General features: G+C 73.2%; 16 protein-coding genes. 7 read left to right on the top strand and 9 right to left on the bottom strand.

The genetic code is table 11. The features are described 5' to 3' along the window. Positions 1-97: 97 nt before the first annotated feature. Positions 98-568, bottom strand: coding sequence for a MarR family winged helix-turn-helix transcriptional regulator (locus HF519_RS17620; protein ID WP_312860170.1), 471 nt, complete (start codon positions 566-568; stop codon positions 98-100). 31 nt (positions 569-599) lie between these two features. Here HF519_RS17620 and HF519_RS17615 point away from each other — a divergent pair, with 31 nt between their 5' ends. The 5 genes from HF519_RS17615 (at position 600) to HF519_RS17595 (ending at position 8,356) form a co-directional block, all read left to right on the top strand. Then, complete coding sequence (locus tag HF519_RS17615; RefSeq protein WP_312860169.1) at positions 600-1,784, top strand: LLM class flavin-dependent oxidoreductase; 1,185 nt, start codon at positions 600-602, stop codon at positions 1,782-1,784. 207 nt (positions 1,785-1,991) lie between these two features. Beyond that, positions 1,992-3,896, top strand: coding sequence for a methylmalonyl-CoA mutase family protein (locus HF519_RS17610; protein WP_169414053.1), 1,905 nt, complete (start codon positions 1,992-1,994; stop codon positions 3,894-3,896). After that, positions 3,893-6,109, top strand: a complete 2,217-nt coding sequence (gene scpA, locus HF519_RS17605) for a methylmalonyl-CoA mutase (RefSeq protein ID WP_169414052.1) — start codon at positions 3,893-3,895, stop codon at positions 6,107-6,109. Before HF519_RS17610 ends, scpA begins: the two co-directional genes overlap by 4 nt. 111 nt (positions 6,110-6,220) lie before the next feature. Continuing rightward, entirely contained in the window at positions 6,221-7,201 is a 981-nt protein-coding gene (gene meaB / locus HF519_RS17600; protein ID WP_169414051.1) for a methylmalonyl Co-A mutase-associated GTPase MeaB, read from the top strand. A 132-nt stretch (positions 7,202-7,333) separates the two neighbouring features. Next, a complete protein-coding gene (locus HF519_RS17595; protein ID WP_169414050.1) occupies positions 7,334-8,356 on the top strand; it encodes a YihY/virulence factor BrkB family protein in 1,023 nt (340 codons plus the stop codon). On the opposite strand, the gene HF519_RS17590 is transcribed toward HF519_RS17595, so the two are convergent. The 3 genes from HF519_RS17590 to HF519_RS17580 form a co-directional block, all read right to left on the bottom strand. Then, positions 8,327-9,598, bottom strand: coding sequence for an MFS transporter (locus tag HF519_RS17590; RefSeq protein WP_169414049.1), 1,272 nt, complete (start codon positions 9,596-9,598; stop codon positions 8,327-8,329). The two genes, HF519_RS17595 and HF519_RS17590, sit on opposite strands and share 30 nt — an antisense overlap. A 227-nt stretch (positions 9,599-9,825) precedes the next feature. Then, positions 9,826-11,187: an MFS transporter gene (locus HF519_RS17585; protein WP_169414048.1), complete on the bottom strand. Its 1,362-nt coding sequence runs from the start codon at positions 11,185-11,187 to the stop codon at positions 9,826-9,828. Positions 11,188-11,358: 171 nt separating this feature from the next. Then, positions 11,359-12,159, bottom strand: a complete 801-nt coding sequence (locus HF519_RS17580; protein ID WP_169414047.1) for an HpcH/HpaI aldolase family protein — start codon at positions 12,157-12,159, stop codon at positions 11,359-11,361. A 150-nt stretch (positions 12,160-12,309) separates the two neighbouring features. On the opposite strand from HF519_RS17580, the gene HF519_RS17575 reads away from it, so the two are divergent. Together HF519_RS17575 and HF519_RS17570 are read left to right on the top strand one after the other, a co-directional pair. Beyond that, on the top strand, positions 12,310-13,113 hold the full coding sequence (locus HF519_RS17575) for a metal-dependent hydrolase (RefSeq protein WP_169414046.1): 804 nt from the start codon (positions 12,310-12,312) through the stop codon (positions 13,111-13,113). Between the two features lie 203 nt (positions 13,114-13,316). Continuing rightward, a complete protein-coding gene (locus tag HF519_RS17570) occupies positions 13,317-14,156 on the top strand; it encodes a DUF1932 domain-containing protein (RefSeq protein ID WP_312860168.1) in 840 nt (279 codons plus the stop codon). A gap of 16 nt (positions 14,157-14,172) precedes the next feature. Here the strand turns inward: HF519_RS17570 and HF519_RS17565 are convergent, their stop codons facing one another. The 5 genes from HF519_RS17565 to fdhA all read right to left on the bottom strand — a co-directional run bounded on the left by HF519_RS17565 (position 14,173) and on the right by fdhA (position 17,799). Further along, complete coding sequence (locus tag HF519_RS17565) at positions 14,173-14,352, bottom strand: hypothetical protein (RefSeq protein WP_169414045.1); 180 nt, start codon at positions 14,350-14,352, stop codon at positions 14,173-14,175. A 189-nt stretch (positions 14,353-14,541) separates the two neighbouring features. Next, positions 14,542-15,285, bottom strand: a complete 744-nt coding sequence (locus HF519_RS17560) for a ferredoxin reductase (RefSeq protein ID WP_169414044.1) — start codon at positions 15,283-15,285, stop codon at positions 14,542-14,544. Positions 15,286-15,287: 2 nt separating this feature from the next. Further along, positions 15,288-15,899 (bottom strand): sulfite oxidase-like oxidoreductase, encoded by a 612-nt coding sequence (locus HF519_RS17555; protein ID WP_169414043.1) that lies wholly within the window; start codon positions 15,897-15,899, stop codon positions 15,288-15,290. A 56-nt stretch (positions 15,900-15,955) separates the two neighbouring features. After that, the gene (locus tag HF519_RS17550) at positions 15,956-16,519 is read right to left on the bottom strand and encodes a PadR family transcriptional regulator (RefSeq protein WP_312860167.1); all 564 of its coding nucleotides are present in this window, start codon (positions 16,517-16,519) and stop codon (positions 15,956-15,958) included. A gap of 65 nt (positions 16,520-16,584) precedes the next feature. Further along, positions 16,585-17,799: a formaldehyde dehydrogenase, glutathione-independent gene (gene fdhA, locus HF519_RS17545; RefSeq protein ID WP_169414042.1), complete on the bottom strand. Its 1,215-nt coding sequence runs from the start codon at positions 17,797-17,799 to the stop codon at positions 16,585-16,587. Between the last annotated feature and the right edge of the window lie 145 nt (positions 17,800-17,944).

Below are 17,944 nucleotides of genomic sequence, written 5' to 3'. Positions count from 1 at the left end.
GGGGTGGGGTGTGGTGCGGTGCTGCTCGGTCGAGCGCGCCCCGGACCCGCCCGTCGCCGACACGCGCACGACAGACGGGGCGCGGTGGCGGGGGTGCTCAGCCGGTCGTGCTGCCCGCCGGGCGGCGGGCGAGCGGGACGAGGGCGGCGTGCGCTCCGCGCAGCCGTTCGCGGAACTCGGCGAGGCCGGGGGCGTCCATCGTCTCCTCGACCGTGCGCTCCAGGGCCGAGACCGCCGGCGCGCAGCGGGCCATCCGCTCCCGCCCGCTGTCGGTGAGGTGGATGCGCAACGACCGGCGGTTGCGCTGGTCGCGGAAGCGCTCGACGAGCCCGTTGCGCTCGAGGGCGAGCACCTGCTCGTGCATGGTCTGCGGGGTCACGAACGAGCGCCGGGCCAGCTGGGCCGAGGAGAGCCCGTCGCGGTGGGCGAGCGCCGTGAGCGCCGTGTACTGCGGGGTGGTCAGCCCGTGCGGGCGCAGGGCGTCGTCGAGCACGGCCCGGATCGCGAGTTCGAGCTGTTTGACCAGGTAGAGCGTCGACGGCTGCGAGCCCGGGATCTCGGTGTCCACGTCGGGCAGCGTAGGCCCGCGGACCGCGTGCGTGATCGATGTCGCTAGCGTGCGGGCGGCGGGTGGCATGCAGGTCACCCGGCCGGGCGATGACGGGGGTCGGATGCGGATCGGTGCGTTCCTGCTGGCCCCGGGCTTCCCCGGCCAGGACCACACGACGGTCCTGGACACGACCGTCGCCGCCGCGGTCGAGGCCGAGCGGGCCGGCTTCGACGACGTCTGGGTCGCCGAGCACCACTTCATGTCCTACGGGTTGTGCCCCTCCGCGGTGACCCTGGCCGGTTACCTGCTCGGCGCCACCCGCCGGATCGCGGTCGGGACCGCGGTCAGCGTGCTGTCCACCCAGCACCCGGTGGCGTTGGCCGAGCAGGCGCTGCTGCTCGACCAGGTCTCCGGCGGCCGGTTCCGGCTGGGCGTCGGCCGTGGCGGGCCCTGGGTCGACCTGGAGGTCTTCGGTACCGGCCTGGACCGCCAGCAGGACGGCTTCGCCGAGTCGCTCGACCTGCTGCTGGCCGCCCTGACCGGACCGACCGTCGCCGCCGGGTCCGAGCGCTTCCGGTTCCGTGAGGTCGCCGTCACGCCCGCCCCGCGGACCCGGCCGCACCCGCCGGTGGTACTCGCGGTGACCTCCGCGGCGGGGCGGGACCTGGCGGCGGCCCGCGGGTTGCCGATGCTGCTCGGCATGCACGCCGACGACGTCGAGAAGGCCCGGTTCTGCGCGGAGTACCGGGCCGCCGGCGGTCCCGTCCCCGACGCGGCGCACCTCAGCACCCACCTCGCCTACGTCGCCGACACCCGGGCCGAGGCGCAGGCGACGATCCGCGCGACGCTGCCCCGGTGGCTGCGGCCGGGGTTGGCCGGTTACGTCCGTGCCGACGGCGCGCCCCGCACCCCGCGGGACGCCGGGGAGTACACCGACCTGCTCTGCCGGCTGCACGCCGTCGGCTCGCCCGACGACGCCGTCGCCGTGCTCGCCCGGACGGCCGAGTGCACGGGGGCGCGCGAGCTGCTGCTGATGGTGGAGGGTGCCGGGGACCGCGACCGCACCTGCGAGAACATCGCGCGGCTCGGTGCGGAGGTGCTGCCCCGGCTGCGTGCCCGCGTCTCACCGGGAGCCCGCCGCCCGTCCGCTGAACCGGCGGGCGTGTCACGTGCCGGGCCGGCCGCGGGACCGCTGGGGGAGCACGTCGCGGCGCGGGCGGCACGCCGTCCATGACCGCCCGCGGCCGGTCCCGTCGCCGGAGAGGATGATCACCGGGCGTGAGGCGCCCTACACATTGCGCGCCCGGCTCGCGTTGCGGCACCTAGACTCGGCAGGATCTCGACCGGCGTTCTGCAGACGCCCCCGGGTCACCGCCCGCCCCGCGTGCGGCGCCCAGCTCGTGCTCGGCAGTGCGGCCGTCAGGGCCGGTGAGGAGTCTGGATGAGTACCCCCCAGGTGGACACCGATGCGCTCGACCGGGGCGCCCCGGAGGAGCCCGACGAGCTGGTGCTCGCCGGCGAGTTCCCGGCCCCCACGGTCGAGGAGTGGTCGACGCTGGTCGACGGTGTCGTCCGCAAGGCCGGCCGCATCCCCGCCGACGCGGCCGACGGAGCCGGGGTCGAGAAGCTCACCTGGACGACGCCGGACGGCATCCGGGTGCGGCCGCTCTACACGGCGGAGGACACCCGGGCCGAGCCCGGCGTGCCGGGCCGCGCGCCGTTCGTCCGCGGATCACGCGCCGCGGGATACGTGCCGGAGGGCTGGGACGTGCGGCAGCGGCACGCCGACCCCGACCCGGAAGCCGCCGAGGCCGCGATCACGGCCGACCTCGAGAACGGTGTGACCTCGATCTGGCTCGGGGCTGGCCCGAACGGGACCGCGGTCACGGACCTGCCGGCCGTTCTCGCCGACGTCTACCTGGACCTCGCCCCGGTGGTGCTCGATGCCGGCCCGGCCGCCGAGGAGGCCGCGGAGGCGTTCCTCGCGCTGGCCGCCGACCGCGGCGTGGCCGCGGGCGAGCTGCTCGGCAACCTGGGTCTCGACCCGATCGGGCTGCGGGCCCGCACCGGGGACGGCCCGGCCGTGGAGTCCGTCGTGGAACTCGCCCGCCGGGTCGCCGCGGACCACCCGAAGCTGCGGGCGATCGTCGTCGACGCGCTGCCGGTGCACGAGGCCGGTGGCTCCGACGCACAGGAGCTGGGCTGGTCGCTCGCCTCGGGTCTGGCCTACCTGCGCGTGCTCACCGGCGCGGGTGTCGACCTCGACACCGCCACCCGGTTGCTGGAGTTCCGCTACGCGGCCACCGCCGAGCAGTTCGCGACGATCGCCAAGCTCCGGGCGGCGCGGCGGCTGTGGTCCCGGGTCACCGAGGTCTGCGGTGCGGCGGCACCACAGCATCAGCACGCGGTCAGCTCCTCGGTCATGCAGAGCCGCCGCGACCCGTGGGTCAACCTGCTGCGCGGCACCGTGGCCGGGTTCGCCGCCGGCGTCGGAGGCGCCGACGCGGTGACCGTGGCGCCCTTCGACTCCGCCATCGGCGTGTCCGAGCCGTTCTCCCGGCGGATCGCCCGCAACACCCAGGCCCTGCTCATCGAGGAGTCGCACCTGGCGCGGGTGATCGACCCGGCGGGCGGCTCCTGGTACGTCGAGCACCTCACCGACGACCTGGCGCAGGCCGCGTGGGCGTTCTTCCAGGAGATCGAGGCCGCGGGCGGCGCCGTCGCGGCGCTCGACGCCGGGCTGATCGCGGACCGGACCGCCGAGGTGCGTGCGGCCCGTGAGAAGGCCGTCGCGCACCGCCGCGTCCCGCTGACCGGGGTCAGCGAGTTCCCGAACCTCGACGAGAAGCCGGTCGAGCGGCGCCCGCACCCGGAACGCCCCCACAACGGCGGCCTGCCGGTGTTCCGGCCGGCGGAGCCGTTCGAGGCCTACCGTGACCGGTCCGACGCCCGGCTCGAGTCCGCGGGCGCCCGGCCGACGGCGTTCCTGGCCACGCTCGGGTCGCCCGCCGCCTACACCGCGCGGGCCGGGTTCGCCCGCAACCTGCTGCAGGCCGGCGGGATCTCCGCGCCCGAGGCCGGGCCCACCGAGTCCGCCGAGGACGTGGCGACGGCGTTCGCCGACGCCGGGACCCCGGTGGCGGTGCTGTGCTCGACCGACGCGCTCTACGCCGAGCGGGCCGAGGCGACCGTCGCGGCGTTGCACGAGGCCGGGGCGCGGACGGTGCTGCTCGCCGGGAAGCCGAGCGAGCCACCGATCCCCGGCATCGACGGCTATCTGTACGCCGGCTGCGATGCGCTGGCAGTGATCGAGAACGTCTACGAGGCTCTGGAGGTGGCGAAGTGAGCGAACTGCCCGACTTCACGAAGGTCGAGCTGACCGCCGACGCCGCCGCGCCCGCGGGGGACGCGCAGGCCTGGGCCGACGCGCTCGACGGCGCGGACGCGCCGCAGACCTGGGAGTCCCCGGAGGGCATCGGCGTCAAGCCGCTCTACACCGCCTCCGACCTCGAGGGCCTGGACTTCCTGCGGACCTACCCCGGCATCACCCCGTACCTGCGCGGGCCGTACCCGACGATGTACGTGACCCAGCCCTGGACCGTCCGGCAGTACGCCGGGTTCTCCACCGCGCAGGAGTCCAACGCGTTCTACCGGCGCAACCTGGCCGCGGGGCAGAAGGGCCTGTCGATCGCGTTCGACCTGGCCACCCACCGCGGCTACGACTCCGACCACCCACGGGTGGCCGGCGACGTCGGCATGGCGGGCGTGGCGATCGACTCCATCTACGACATGCGCCAGCTGTTCGACGGCATCCCGCTGGACCGGATGTCGGTGTCGATGACGATGAACGGCGCGGTGCTGCCGGTGCTCGCGCTCTACATCGTGGCGGCCGAGGAGCAGGGGGTAGCGCCGGAGAAGCTGGCCGGGACCATCCAGAACGACATCCTCAAGGAGTTCATGGTCCGCAACACCTACATCTACCCGCCGCAGCCGTCGATGCAGATCATCTCCGACATTTTCAGCTACACGTCGGAGAAGATGCCCAAGTTCAACTCGATCTCCATCTCCGGGTACCACATCCAGGAGGCGGGGGCGACCAACGACCTCGAGCTCGCCTACACCCTCGCCGACGGCGTGGAGTACCTGCGGGCCGGGATCGACGCCGGGCTGGACATCGACCGGTTCGCGCCGCGGCTGTCGTTCTTCTGGGCGATCGGGATGAACTTCTTCATGGAGGTCGCCAAGATGCGGGCGGCCCGGCTGCTGTGGTCGAAGCTGGTGAACCAGTTCGAGCCGAAGAACGCCAAGTCGCTGTCGCTGCGCACGCACTCGCAGACCTCGGGCTGGTCGCTGACCGCCCAGGACGTCTACAACAACGTCATCCGTACCTGCATCGAGGCGATGGCCGCGACCCAGGGGCACACCCAGAGCCTGCACACCAACGCCCTCGACGAGGCGCTCGCGCTGCCGACCGACTTCTCCGCGCGGATCGCGCGCAACACCCAGTTGCTGCTGCAGCAGGAGTCGGGCACCACCAAGGTCATCGACCCGTGGGGCGGCAGCTACTACGTCGAGAAGCTGACCAACGACCTGGCCCGCCGTGCCTGGGCGCACATCCAGGAGGTCGAGAAGGCCGGCGGCATGGCGCAGGCCATCGACGCGGGCATCCCGAAGCTGCGCGTCGAGGAGGCCGCGGCCCGCACCCAGGCCCGGATCGACTCCGGGCGCCAGCCGGTGATCGGGATCAACAAGTACGTGGTGAGCGACGACGAGCAGATCGAGGTGCTCAAGGTCGACAACGCCGACGTGCGCGCCCAGCAGCTGGAGAAGCTGGAGAGGCTGCGCTCGGAAAGGGATGCGCGCGACGTCGATTCGAAGCTCACCGCGCTGACCAACGCCGCGGCGGCCATCGCCGAGGGCTCGTCGCGGACCTCCGAGCAGAACCTGCTGGCGCTCTCGGTCGACGCCGCCCGCGCCATGGCCACCGTCGGGGAGATCTCCGACGCCCTGGAGAAGGTCTTCGGGCGCCACTCCGGACAGATCAGGATCATCTCAGGCGTGTACTCCGAGGAGGCCGGCAAGAGCCCGGCCATCGCCCGTGCCCGTGAGCTGGTCGACGAGTTCGCCGCCGAGGAGGGGCGCCAGCCCCGCATCCTGGTCGCGAAGATGGGCCAGGACGGCCACGACCGCGGCCAGAAGGTCATCGCGACCGCGTTCGCCGACCTGGGCTTCGACGTCGACGTGGGCCCGCTGTTCCAGACCCCGGGCGAGGTCGCGCGCCAGGCCGTCGAGGCCGACGTGCACGTCGTCGGGGTCAACTCGCTGGCCGCCGGGCACCTCACGCTGGTCCCGGAGCTGCGGGCGGAGCTCGCGAAGCTGGACCGCTCCGACATCATGATCGTCGTCGGTGGCGTGATCCCGCCCGCGGACTACCCGGCGCTGCGCGAGGCCGGTGCCGCGGCGGTCTTCGGTCCCGGCACGGTCATCGCGGAAGCGGCGGTCGACCTGCTGGGCAAGCTCTCGGCCGCCCTGCACGGCGAGCACGACTCCACCCATTAGTCCACCCACTAGCCCCACGCCGCGCGCCGAGTCCGACACCGGATCGGTCGGAATCATGATCGAACCAATCTGGTGTCGCGCTCGGCGGCGGCGTCGCCCGGAAGGAGGGCTGTGGCCCGGAAGATCGACGTTCCCGCCCTCGCCAAAGGGGTGCTCGACGGGTCGCGGGCCACGCTCGCGCGGGCCATCACGCTCGTCGAGTCCAACCGGCCCGACCACCGGCAGGCGGCCCAGCAGCTGCTCATGGAGCTGCTCCCGCACGCCGGTGGCGCGCGGCGGGTCGGGATCAGCGGTGTGCCGGGCGTCGGGAAGTCGACGTTCATCGAGACCCTCGGCACCCGGCTGACCGGCGCCGGGCACCGGGTCGCGGTGCTCGCCGTCGACCCGTCGTCGACGCGCAGCAAGGGCTCGATCCTGGGCGACAAGACCCGGATGGCGAAGCTGGCGACCGACGAGAACGCGTTCGTCCGGCCCTCGCCGAGCGCCGGGACGCTGGGCGGGGTGGCCCGGGCGACCCGGGAGACGATCGTGCTGATGGAGGCCGCGGGCTACGACGTGGTGCTCGTCGAGACGGTCGGCGTCGGGCAGTCCGAGGTCACCGTGGCCGCGATGGTCGACACGTTCCTGCTGCTGACGATCGCCCGTACCGGTGACTCGCTGCAGGGGATCAAGAAGGGCATCCTCGAGCTCGCCGACGTCGTCGCCGTCAACAAGGCCGACGGGCCGCACGAGAAGGACGCGAAGGCGGCGGCCCGCGAGCTCGCCGGGGCGTTGCGGCTGATGACGCCCACGAGCGAGTCGTGGCGCCCCCCGGTGCTGGCCTGCAGCGCGCAGGCCGACACCGGCATGGCGGAGGTCTGGGAGCAGGTCGAGAAGCACCGGTCGACGCTGGAGGCCAGCGGTGAGCTTGCCGGCCGGCGGGCCGACCAGCAGGTCGACTGGATGTGGGCGATGGTCCGCGACCAGCTCATGGACCGGCTGCAGAACGACGCCGGGGTCAAGAAGGCGCTCCCCGGGCTCGAACGCGACGTACGCACCGGCGACCTGACCCCCACCCTCGCCGCCCAGACGATCCTGGACGCCCTCGGCTGACTGTGAGGATCGCGGGGGTCGATCGGCGCACTGCCCCGGACCGGCCGCCCCGGCAGCGTCCTCCGGCCCCGCTGGCCGAGCTGACCCCAGCCGGTCCCGTGCCCCGGCCTCGTCCCGGGAGGACAACGGACCATGGCGCGGCGCATCCTGGTGTCTGTGGCCGATGCGACGACAGGTGCGCCGGTCCCGCGCGCCGAGGACGCCACCGCACCGGCCCGGGGGGCACGACGCGGTCTCCGTGAGCTCGCCGTGCGCACCGTCACGGGTGCCTGGCGGGACAACATCTTCAGCGAGGCGGCCGCCGCGGCGTTCTGGCAGACGCTCGCGCTCCCGCCGCTGCTGCTGGGGCTGCTCGGCAGCCTGGGCTACGTCGGGGGCTGGTTCGGTCCGGACACCACCGCACTGGTGGAGCGCCGGATCATCGCACTGACGAGCGGGGTGTTCAGCCGCAACGCCGTCGACGAGATCATCGCGCCGACCGTGGCGGACATCCTGTCCACCGGCCGCAGCGAGCTCGTCTCGATCGGCTTCGTGATCTCCCTGTGGTCGGGGTCCTCGGCCATCTCGGCGTTCGTGGACGCGATCACCCGGGCGCACGGCCAGTACGAGATCCGTCATCCGGTGTGGCAGCGGGCCCTCGCCCTGCTGCTGTACCTGATGGCCCTGGTCGGGCTCATCGTCGCGCTGCCCGTGCTCGCCCTGGGCCCCGACCGGCTGCCCGACCTGCTGCCGCAGGCCTGGCGGCCGCCGGCGGTCACGCTCATCGGCTACCTGTACTTCCCGGTGGTCGGGCTGCTGCTGGTGCTTGCGCTGACCACGCTGTACTGGGTCGCGCTGCCGGCGAAGCCGCCCTGGTACCGCGGGCTGCCCGGGGCGCTGCTGGCGGCGGTCACGTTCCTGCTCGGGGCGACCGGGCTGCGCGTCTACATCGACTGGCTGAGCGGCACCGGGTACACCTACGGCGCGCTGGCCGCACCCATCGCCTTCCTGCTGGCGACCTTCTTCATCGGCCTGGCCATCGTGCTCGGCGCGCACTTCAACGCCGCGATCCAGGCGCTGTGGCCGGCCCGGCTGCGCGGGCTACCACCGGTCCCCACGCAGCCGGGCCGGCCGGTGCAGAGCTGCTCAGCCGGCCGGCTGGAGCGCGCCCCGTGACGGGACGAGTTCCGGCCCGGTCTGCGCTTCCGTCTCGTGACGGCGGCGCAACCGGAGCAGCGCGGCCGCGGCGGCGAGCGTCGCGGCGACGGTGACGACGCCGGCGACGGTGAGCGCCCGGTCGGGGCCGAGCACCTCGGCCAGCCAGCCGACCAGCGGCCCACCGAGCGCCCCGGCACCGGCCGCGACCATGCCCTGGGCGGCGAGCACCCGGCCGCGCATGTCCTCGGCGGTGTCGAGCTGTACCCGGGTCCCCATCGCGGTGTCGATCAGCACGGCACCCGCGGCGATCGGCAGCAGGACGGCGGCGAAGGTGATGAGCCCGGGGGAGAACCCGCTGAGCAGTTGCAGTGTGCTGGTCACCCCGGCAGCGGCGAGCAGCAGCGTGATCGTCAGCTCGCGGCGGTGTGCGGCGTACAGCCCGCCCAGCACCGTTCCGACCGCGAAGACCGTCGAGAGCAGTCCGAAGCCCTGCGGGCCCGCCTGGAGCGGTCCGGTGCTCATCGCGGCCATGCTGACCTGGTAGTTGCGGCCCACGCTGGACAGCACGAAGCCGAGCGCGAACAGCACGAGCAACCGGTGGTCGGCGAGCAGGTAACGCAGCCCGGCTCGCACCCCGGCCCGCTCGGGTGGGCTCACCGGCAGCGGGAACAGCGCCTCGCGGCGCATGGCCAGCACGGCCACGATCACGGCCAGGAAGCTCACCGCGTTCAGCGCGAACAAGGTGACGTTCCCGGTGAGACCGGCCAGCACGCCACCCAGGCTCATCCCGAGGATGCGACCGGTGGAGTTGAGCACCGACCCCAGCGCCAGCGCGTTGCCGAGGTCGTCGCGGGGCACGACCTGCGCCCCGAGCTTGCCCATCACCGGGCCGTCGAACACCGCGACGGCCCCGCTGAGCGCGGCGATCAGGTAGATCGCGCCGACCGAGGCGCCGTGCAGCGCGATGAGCGCGAGGGCCACGGCCAGCAGCAGGTGCAGGGTCTGGGTCACCAGCGCCATCGGCCGGGTGGGCAACCGGTCCGCGAGGGCACCCGCCCAGGAACCGAGCGCGAGCATCGGCACGGCCTGGAACAGGATGGTCAAGCCGACGGCCGTCGCGGATCCGGTGATGGTGAGCACCAGCCAGTTCAGCCCCAGCACCTGCATCCAGGTGCCGGTGGACGAGACCAGGTCGGCGGCTGCCCACAGCCGGTAGTTGGGATGGACGAGGGCACGAAGAGAAGGCGGCAGACGCCGCAATGGACGAGACCTTTCGAGCGTGGCTCGCCGCGGGCGGCGGTGCCACACCGACGCGGCCGAGCTCGACGACGGACAGGGGAGCGACGCCGGCGGGGTGTGGTCACCCACCGCGCACGTTCATGTCCAACGCCCGACCGGCCCGGGGTAGTCCCGACGTGATCCTGTCGGCCTGGCGGCCGGTGGCCGTACGGATGACCATCCGTACGGCCACCGGGCCCGGGCGAGGGTTAGGCGTTCAGCGTCGAGCCGCGTGTCTCCGCGAGCACCTTGGTGCACACGAAGCTGAACACCGCGATCACCGCCAGCATCACGCCGATCGCGATGCTGCCGAACGAGCTCGCGAGCGGCCCGGCGACCAGCGGCGGGATCGCACCGCCGAGGACGCCGGCGATGTTGTAGGCCAGCCCGGCGCCGGTGTAGCGGTACCGGGTCTGGAACAGCTCCGGCAGGAACGCCCCGAGCGGGCCGTAGGAGATCCCGAAGATCACCAGCGTGATGGTCAGGCCGACGCCGAAGGCTGCGGCCGTGCCGATGTCGAGCACCGGGAACAGCACCAACGCCCACGGCACGGCGATCCCGGTGGACAGCATGATCACCTTCCGGCGGCCGAAGCGGTCGGAGTAGATCGACGCCAGGATGATCGCCGCCGCGAAGAACACCGAGGAGATCATGCCGAGGCCCAGCACCAGCGGACGGGAGAGGTTGGCGCCGGTGGGGCTGGTGCCGTAGCTGGTGAGGAACGCGGTGCCCATGTAGAAGAACGCGAAGAACAGCGTGGACGCCCCGGCACCGAGCAGGATCTCCCGGTACTGCACCCGGATCGCCTCCACGAACGGCGCCTGCGTGGCCGCTGCGGGGGCCTTCGTCTGCTGGGCCTGCTTGAAGACGGGCGTCTCCTCGATCGCCAGCCGGACGTACAGGCCGACGGCGACGAGCAGGATGCTGACGATGAACGGGATCCGCCAGCCGTAGTCGAGGAAGGTCTCGTTGTCGTAGCCGAGGACCAGCCCGCTCAGCAGGAACGTGCCGCTGGACAGGAAGAACGCGATCGCCGGGCCGAGCTGCGGGAACAGCGCGTACTTCCCGCGTTGGCCCGGTGGCGCGTACTCGGCCGTGAGCAGTGTCGCGCCGGCCCACTCGCCGCCGACCGCGAAGCCCTGCGCGAAGCGTAGTGCGACGAGCAGGATCGGCGCGGCGACGCCGATGGTCGCCGCGCCGGGCAGTAGACCGATGAGCACGGTCGCGATACCCATCAGCAGCAGCGTCGAGATGAGCGTCCGCTTGCGGCCGATCCGGTCGCCGAAGTGACCGAAGATGATCGCGCCGAGCGGGCGCGCGACGAACGCGACGGCGAAGGTCGCGAACGACGCGACGGTTCCGGCCGCCGCGCCCAGCGCGGGGAAGAACACCTTCGGGAAGACCAGTGCGGCCGCCGTGCCGTAGATGAAGAAGTCGTAGAACTCGATCGTGGTGCCCACGCAGCTCGCCAGGGCGACGCGCTTCATGGGGGCCTGGGCGTGATCAGCACCGCCGGGCGGCGGAGCTTCGGGGGAGCGGGCCGCGGGTGCGGCCGCCTCGTCCTGCGACATCGGTCCTCCGGGGATCTCCGTTGACGTCCGGGTCCGGGGTCGGGCGGACCGGCGCCACCGTGTCCCGGCGGGCCCGCCGACGCGGATGCGGACAGAATGGAAAGAACGCTCGTTAGTCAGTACCCCCGAATGGGGGGGTTTCGGTAAAGATCAGGACACGAATATTCGCGCTCAGTAACCGATACGCGGGGTCGGGGCCGGGGCCGCCTGCCCCATCCGGCTGGCCCGCAGGTGCCCGGTGGCCGCCGCCCACAGCATCGACGCGTCGGACAGGAGCGCGAAGAAGGAGAAGCCGAGCCCGCGGAAGCGATGCACGTGATCGGCCGACGCGCTGTAGATCCCGACGGGGACGCCCCGGTCCCGGCACGGGCCGACGATCGCGCTGAGCAGCGCGTCGTAGTCGGGATCGCCGTGCTGGGCTCCGGTGGGCAGACCGGCGCCCAGGGCGAGATCCGAGGGACCGACGAAGACGGCGTCCACGCCGGCCACGTCCAGGATCGCGGGAACGGCCTCGACCGCGGCCGGCGTCTCGACCATCACGATGCAGACCGGGGGCTCGGCGCCGTCGGCGGTGGCGGCCGCCCGTGCGCCCCAGGTGACGCGGGTGGGGCCGAAGCTGCGGGCGCCGCGTGGGGGGTAGTGGCAGGCGGCCACCGCACGCCGGGCCTCGTCGGCGGAGTTCACCAGCGGGACGATCACTCCCGCCGCCCCGCGGTCCAGGGCCCGGGAGACGGGCACGGGATCGTTGCCGGCCACCCGCACGAGCGCGGGGGTGCCGGTGGCGTCGAGCGCCTGCAGCATCGGCAGCAGCGCGTCGTCGCCGATCAGGCCGTGCTGGGTGTCGATGCAGACGAAGTCGAAGCCGACCGCGCCCATCAGTTCCGCGGTCGCGGAGCCGGGCAGCTGACACCAGCCGCCGACCAGGTCCGTGCCGAGTCGTGCCGCGAGTCCGGATCGCGCCGCCGTGTCCACGTTCCGCACCCTGCCGCATCGGCGGCCCGTCCTCCACCGCTGCGCCGATCGGGGCCGAACGGGGGCCGGGCCCGCGCGCCTGTCCGGCCGCCGGGTGTCGCCTGGTTAGCCTTACCGGCCGGTAAGACTGCGGGAGAGGACGACGGAAACGTGCTGGGGATCAGTCATGCCCTTTCCGGGGCGGCGCTCGGGCTGGCGGTGGCGGGCTTCGGGTCCAGCCTGGTCGAGGTGCCCGCGACCGTCGGCAGCGTGCTGACCTTCGCCGCGGTGTGCGCCGGGGCCGCGCTGTTGCCCGACCTCGACCACCCGAGCTCGATGGCGACCCGGCGGTTCTCATGGGCGTCGATGGTGGCCAGCCGGGTGGTGCGGCCGTTCTCGGCGCTGCTCTACCGGCTGACGCGGGCCTCGCGCGACACCGGCCGCGGCACCCACCGCGGAATCACCCACACCGCGTTGTTCGCGGTGGCGATCGGCATGGCGCTGAACCTCGCGTCGGCGCGATGGGGGGAGCCGGTCCTGCTCGGCACCCTGTTCGTGTGTCTGGCGCTGGCCATCAAGGGGCTCGACGCGCTCGTCCCGGGCCCGCCGTCGCTGGTCATCGCCGCCGGACTCACCTACGGGGTCGACCAGTGGGTGCCCGGCGGGACGGCGGGCACCGCGGGGTGGATCGGCGCGGCCGTCACGCTCGGAATGCTGGTCCACGCCGTGGGGGACGCGGTCACGGAGTCGGGAGCGCCGCTGCTGTGGCCGGTGCCGATCCGGCGCCGCCGCTGGTACCCGGTCGGCAGCCCCCGCCCGTTGCGGTTCCGCACCGGGGGGCGGGTCGAGGCGCTGCTGGTGGCGCCGGGGCTCACCCTGGCCACGCTGGTGCTGGCGGTGCTGGTCGTCCCGGGGGCGTCGGCGTTGGTCCTCGAGATGCGCGACCACGTCGAGCGCTTCCTGACCCGCAGCTGACCAGCAAGGACGGCTCGTCCCGCCAGGCCCAGCCGCCACCACCACGTTCGGCCTGCGGGGTGGTTGCCCGCGGCCCCGCGGGGCGGCACCGTGACGCCCGGGTCGGGGTACCGACCGGCGCCCCGTGTCCGGTGCTCCGGCCCCCTGGCCCGAGGACGCGCGGCGGTGCGGCGCCCGCCCCGGTGATGCACCATGATGCGGGCGTGAGCGACAGCGGCGACAGGCGTGACGGGGCGGCCCTCCGCCCCCGACCGGTGATCGGCATCCTGCACCCCGGCGCGATGGGCGCCGCGATCGGATCTGCGCTGAAGCCGGTCGCGGGCGCGGTCATCTGGGCGGCGGCCGAGCGGAGTCAGGCCACCTCCAAGCGTGCCGAGCTCGCCGACCTCGTGGGCGTGCCCGACCTCGCCGAGCTCGCCCGGCGCGCCGACCTGATCATCTCGATCTGCCCGCCGCACGCGGCCCGCGATGTTGCCGGCCAGGTCGCGGCCGCCCTCGCCGGGCGCACCGACCGGCCGATCTTCGTCGACGCCAACGCAGTCGCCCCGGGCACGATGCGGGACATCGGCGCGCTGCTCGGCGAGCAGCACGTGGTCGACGGGGCGGTGATCGGACCGCCCGCATGGGAGCCCGGTCGCACGGTGCTGTGGCTGTCCGGACGGGCCGCGGACGAGGTCGGGGGGTTGTTCGCCGGCTCCCCGTTCGACGCTCGCACGCTCGGCCCCGAACTCGGCACGGCGAGCGGGCTCAAGGCGTGCTTCGCCCTGCAGAGCAAGGCACTGCCGGCGATCTGGCTGGAGATCGATGCCGTCGCCCGCGTCCTCGGGGTGGCCGCTGAGCTGCGCAGCGAACTCGCCCGAGCAGGCGTCGACCTGCCCGGCGAACTCGACGCGGTGCGCGAGCGCGCCGGGGGCAAGGCGTGGCGCTGGGCGGGCGAGATGGACGAGGCGGCCGACGCCGTGGCGGCGCTGGGCCTGCCCGAGGGTTTCTCCCGGGCCGCCGCGCAGATCTACCGCCGGGCCGCGGAGGGCACCCTGCCGTGACCGGGCGGCCGCACGGTCACGGTGTGGGCGCACCTAGCGCGGTGTAGGTGGCGGAGCTGCTCCAGCCCCGGTTGACCGCCGGGTCGAGCCCGGTCCCGCCCCGCGCCCCGACGGCCGGCGGTTCGACGGCGACGACCCCTGCCGCGAGCAGCGCCGCGAGCAGGGCGGCGGCCGACACCAGACGGGTGCGCTTCATGACGGACTCCTCGCGACTCATGACCGATGGTGGCGAACCCCAGGTTGCTTAGAGTGGCGGTACGACGCCTGATCGTCGCCGGTCCGGCGTCGATGTCACTCGAAGGTGTAATCAGCGGGGACGCCAAGGAGTGGCCACTCGTGCACTGTGTGCGATGCTTCGCGGGTCGCATCGTGGCCGGAACCGCTGTCAGCCCGAGGGTCCGAACCGCTCCACCCGGATGCGGTCGACCGGTACCCCGATCCCCGGGAGCAGATCGGTCACCGTGTCGCAGAAGGCCGGCGACCCGCACACGTACGCGGTGTCCCCGTCCCGGACCAGCGGTGCCAGGTCCGCCGCGGTGAGCCGGCCCGGTGGGCGGGCGGCGCCGGGCGGGGCGTGGCGCGTGTAGATCACGGTGCTCTGCGGGCCGGGCAGCTCGTCGGCGTAGTACAGGTCGGCCGGCGAGCGCGCCGAGACGAGCAGGCGCACCAGGTCCGGGTGGCCGGACCTGCGGGCCTGGCGCAGCATCGCCATCAGCGGGACGACGCCGGACCCGCCCGCGACCCCCAGAACGGGTACGTCGCCCGGCCAGGCGAACCAGCCGCCGATCGGCCCCCGGACCTCCAGTTCGTCACCGGGCTCCACGACGTCGTGCAGGAACTCCGAGACCTCCCCGCCGGGCAGCCGCTCGACGGTCAGCTCGATCTCGGCGGTGCCGTCCGGTGCGGTCGCCACCGAGTAGGAGCGCGAGGCGGTGTAGCCGTCGGGGGCGGTCAGCCGCAGTACGTAGTGCTGGCCGGCGAGGTGTCGCGAGGGCGCCTCGAGCAGCAGCCGCAGTGTTTTCGCATTCGGTGTCTCGTCGCGCACGGCGAGCACCCGCGCGGTCCGCCAGGGCGACGGCGCGGGGGTCGGCCCCGGGGTCGGCCCCGGGGTCGGCACGGTCGTGGCCATCGTCAGTCGCCCTGGTAGCGCTGCTCCTGCCACGGGTCACCGCGGTCGTGATAGCCGTTGCGCTCCCAGAACCCCGGCTCGTCGTGGTCGAGCACGCGCAGGCCGGAGACCCACTTGGCGCTCTTCCAGAAGTACAGGTGCGGCACCAGCAGCCGGGCCGGGCCGCCGTGCTCGGTGGTCAGCGGTTTCCCGTCGGCGTTCCACACGACCCAGGCCTTGCCGCCGGTGACGTCGGCGAGCGGAAGGTTCGTGGTGTACCCGGTGTGGGAGACGGCGAGGACGTGGGTCGCCGCCGGCAGCGGCCGGGCGGCGTCGAGCAGCGTGTCCACGGAGACTCCGTCGAACGTCATCCCGAGCTTCGACCACGTCGTCACGCAGTGGATGTCACCGGTGTAGCGCGCCGGCGGCAGGGCCCGGATCTCGTCCCAGGTCCAGCGCACCTCCCGTTCGACCAGGCCCTCGACCGCGAACGACCAGGTGGGCAGGTGCAGCCGCGGGGTGGGCTCGGCGTTGAGCACCGGCCAGTCGTCGCGGGCGTCGTACTGGCCCGGTGGCAGTCGTGGGTCGCGTGCGGCCCGGCCGCGGCCGGTGAAGCCTCGGGTGATCCCCGTCATCGCCCCTCGCTCCTGTCGGGTGTCGGTGCCGGTGGGGGCGTTGCGCGGGCCGGGGTTCATTCCGGACGGCGATCCCGGCGCAGCCGCTCCAGGTCGTCGGCGGCGAGCGCGGTCCAGAACCGCAGCGCCGCGTACTCCATCTCCAGGCCCAGCTCCAGGGTGATCATCCGGGGGCGCGCTTCCGGGGCGGTGCCGAAGCGCTCCTGCATGCCCTCGTAGACCGCGATCCGCTCCTCGTGCTGCTTGATCTGCTCGTGGGCGAGCGTCAGCACGTTGTCCGGGTCGCCGACCTCGTTGAAGAACAGCTTGAGCTCGGCGATGTCGCGCATCTGGAAGTGCTCGGCGGTCGGCGCGGCCAGCCACTCGCGCAGGGCCTCGCGCCCGGTGTCGGTGAGCGAGTAGGTCTTGCGCCGCCGCCCGGAGTCCTCCACGGAGAGTTCGAGCAGGCCGAGGTCGGCCAGCCGGTCGGGCTCGGAGTACAGCTGCGCGTGCGGGAAGTGCCAGAAGTAGCCGACCGAGTGCCCCACGGCGCGCTTGAGGTCGTACGGCGTCGAGGGTCCACGCAGCGCGATCATGCCCAGTACGACGTAGGACGTCGTCGACAGCCTCGGTGCACTCACACCGGCGATCGTACCGAGCCGGACCGTCCGAGAAAGACGGTCCGGCCCGATACTTCGTCATCGGATCAGGCGGCGACCATGCCGTGCGGGTCTATGACGAACTTCCGCGCGGCTCCCCGGTCGAAGTCCTGGTAGCCCTGCGGAGCCTCGTCGAGCGAGATCTTGGTGGCGTTGACCGCCTTCGCGATCTGCGCCTGGCCGGCCAGGATCGCGTTCATCAGCTGACGGTTGTAGCGCTTGACCGGGCACTGCCCGGTGGTGAAGGTGAGCGACTTGGCCCAGCCCAGGCCGATCCGCAGGCCCAGCTGGCCGTGCTTGGCGTTGTCGTCGATCGCGCCCGGGTCCCCGGTGACGTAGAGCCCGGGGACCCCGACCGCCCCGCCGACCTGGGTCACGCTCATGACGTCGTTGAGCACGGTGGCGGGCTGCTCCTGCGAGTTCTGGCCGTGGCCACGGGCCTCGAAGCCGACCGCGTCGACCGCGGCGTCGACGACCGGTACGCCGAGCACCTGCTCGATGAGCTCGGGCAGCTCGGCGTCCTGGCGGAGGTCGATCGGTTCACAACCGAAGCTGGCGGCCTGCTCGAGCCGCTCCGGGATCAGGTCGCCGACCAGCACCGCCGACGCGCCGAGCAGCTGCGCGGAGTGCGCGGCGGCAAGCCCCACCGGGCCGGCCCCGGCGATGTAGACCGTCGACCCGGTCCGCACCCCGGCGGTGTAGGCGCCGTGGTAGCCGGTCGGGAAGATGTCCGAGAGCATCGTCAGGTCGAGGATCTTCTCCATCGCCTGGTCGCGGTCGGGGAACCTCAGCAGGTTGAAGTCGGCGAACGGGACCATGACGAACTCGGCCTGGCCGCCGACCCAGCCGCCCATGTCGACATAGCCGTAGGCCGCTCCCGGACGCGCCGGGTTGACGTTGAGACACACGCCGGTCTTGCCCTCGTTGCACATCCGGCATCGGCCGCAGGCGATGTTGAACGGCACCGAGCAGATGTCGCCGCGCTTGACGAACAGCACGTCGTCACCGACCTCGATGACCTCGCCGGTGATCTCGTGGCCCAGGGTCTGGCCCACCGGCGCGGTGGTGCGGCCGCGGACCATGTGCTGGTCACTGCCGCAGATGTTGGTGGTGACGATCCGCAGGATGGCCGCGTGCGGGGCCTCCTGCTTGATGTTGAGACCCTTGACCACGTCGGACGGCAGCTCCAGCCGGGGGTACTCGATCTCCTCCACCGCGACCTGTCCCGGTCCCTTGTAGACGACGACCCGGTTGTCGGACATGAAGTCTCCCTTCGTCAGAGTCGCCGACGAACGGGCAGGGAACCAGGTGGTGGCCCGGTGCCCCGCCGGCGCCTCGCTGCGCCGTTCGCTCGGTGAACGGGGCCGCGACGCTAGGGCCTCGGACCCGCGCCGACCAGGGCCGGCC

The sequence above is a fragment of the Pseudonocardia bannensis genome (assembly GCF_012911875.1).
Taxonomy (GTDB): domain Bacteria; phylum Actinomycetota; class Actinomycetes; order Mycobacteriales; family Pseudonocardiaceae; genus Pseudonocardia; species Pseudonocardia bannensis.
Note: the sequence above shows the minus strand (reverse complement) of the source record. Positions and strands in the feature narration are given on the sequence as shown.